2 protein-coding genes are annotated in these 1,865 nt (G+C 68.2%); one reads left to right on the top strand and one right to left on the bottom strand.

The genetic code is table 11. The features are described from left to right. Positions 1-79 precede the first annotated feature (79 nt). The gene (locus WKC72_RS04785) at positions 80-700 is read right to left on the bottom strand and encodes a helix-turn-helix domain-containing protein (RefSeq protein WP_037230300.1); all 621 of its coding nucleotides are present in this window, start codon (positions 698-700) and stop codon (positions 80-82) included. Positions 701-808: 108 nt separating this feature from the next. On the opposite strand from WKC72_RS04785, the gene speB reads away from it, so the two are divergent. Continuing rightward, positions 809-1,846, top strand: coding sequence for an agmatinase (speB, locus tag WKC72_RS04790; RefSeq protein WP_037230299.1), 1,038 nt, complete (start codon positions 809-811; stop codon positions 1,844-1,846). Positions 1,847-1,865 lie beyond the last annotated feature (19 nt).

Raw genomic sequence — 1,865 nt, forward strand, 5'->3', positions numbered from 1 at the left:
GCGGTGGAGTGATGTGGACAACAATGAACGGGCGAGCCGTGACTGTCAACACATGTTTCCTAAACCGCTTGACGGTTTCCTAGCGGGAGGTGGGCCGGACGTCGTCCGGTAGTGCGGGGGCCAGAATCCACAGAACGGTCGTGGTGTCGTCGCCGAGTGCGCGGAAGCTGTGCGGCAACTGGGGAGAGAAGGTGAACGCGTCCCCGGTCGCGAGCGTCACGTCCTCCCCGGCCCCCGGACCGTTGAAGGAAATGCAGATCCGGCCCGAGACGACGTAGACGAAGGCGACGTCGACCGGTAGTTCGTACGTTTCCGAGCCACTCCCGCCGCCGGGCTCGATCCGGCTCAGGAGCGACTGGATGCGGCGCTCGCCGAACGGTGTCAGCAGGAACTCGGCCATGCGCTCGCCGCCGAAGCTGATCGGCGGGTAGTTGTCGGCGCGTACCACCTCACCTGCGGCGGAGCTCTCGAACAGGGACCCGACGGGAATGTTCAGGGCGGCGCAGATGCGCACCAACGTGGCGACGGACGCGCTCGCGTGGTCCCGTTCAATCTTCGACAGGTAGCCCTTGGTGATGCCGCAGCTCGCGGCCAGTTCGTCGAGGGTCAGGCGCTGGGCCTGCCGGGCGGCCTTGAGCCGGGGTCCGATCCGGGGCGCGTCGACGCCCGACGCACCTTCGGTTGCGAGCTCGTTCGCCATGCATTGATCCTTCGTTGTGTCTCGTATAGGAAACAAGTGTTGACAAGAATGCGTTCCAAGGAAACGATACGACGACGCCACGTCTCCGGCACACACCGAAGGATTCCGATGAGTACAGACGACATCCAGGGCCCAATCGACGCGACCCGCATCCAGGGCCCCGTCGACGCGACCCGCACCCCGCGCTACGCCGAGCCCAGCACTTTCGCCCGCCTCCCCCGGCTCGACGAGGTGTCCCGCGCCGACGTCACGGTGATGGGCGTCCCGTTCGACTCCGGCGTGAGCTACCGTCCCGGCGCACGCTTCGGCCCCGGCCACATCCGCGCCTCGTCGAAGCTCCTGCGTCCGTACAACCCCGCACTCGACGTGCACCCCTTCGCGGCGCAGCAGGTCGCCGACTTCGGTGACATCGGCGTCAACCCGTTCGACATCCAGGAAGCCCTGGCCACGGTCGACGGCGCCGTCACCGACCTGCGCAAGGACGGCTCGACCGTGCTGACGCTCGGCGGCGACCACACCATCGCCCTGCCGATCCTGCGTTCCCTCGCCCGCGACCACGGTCCCATCGCCGTGCTGCACTTCGACGCGCACCTGGACACGTGGGACACCTACTTCGGCGCCCCCTACACGCATGGCACCCCGTTCCGGCGGGCCAGCGAGGAGGGGCTGATCGACCTGGAGCGTTCGCAGCACATCGGCATCCGCGGCCCGCTGTACAGCAAGAAGGACCTCGAGGACGACGCCGTTCTCGGCTTCCAGGTCATCCGCTCCGACGACTACGAGGTGGACGGCGTTGCCAGCATCGTCGAACGGATGCGTCGACGGCTCGACGGCGGTCCGGTCTACGTGTCCGTGGACATCGACGTCCTCGATCCCGCGCACGCGCCGGGCACCGGAACACCCGAGGCCGGCGGCATGACGTCCCGCGAGTTGTTGAACACGCTGCGCGGACTCGTCGGCCTGAACGTGGTCGGCGCCGACATCGTGGAGGTCGCGCCCGCATACGACCACGCCGAGATCACCGGCATCGCGGCAGCGCACGTCGCGTACGAGCTGCTGTCGGTGCTCGCGATCAACGCGTCGACGGCCCCGGGACGGGCTGCGCGCGGCGAGGCCCGTCGGCAGGCGGCGTTCGTCACGAAGTGACGTCCGCCTGCGCCCGAGC

The sequence above is a fragment of the Rhodococcus wratislaviensis genome, assembly GCF_041228765.1.
Classification (GTDB): domain Bacteria; phylum Actinomycetota; class Actinomycetes; order Mycobacteriales; family Mycobacteriaceae; genus Rhodococcus_F; species Rhodococcus_F wratislaviensis.

Bases quoted from the DNA above. Each gene is read 5' to 3' on its own strand.
- speB (WP_037230299.1), top strand. From the start codon at position 809: ATGAGTACAGACGACATCCAGGGCCCAATCGACGCGACCCGCATCCAG.
- WKC72_RS04785 (WP_037230300.1), bottom strand. From the start codon at position 700: ATGGCGAACGAGCTCGCAACCGAAGGTGCGTCGGGCGTCGACGCGCCC.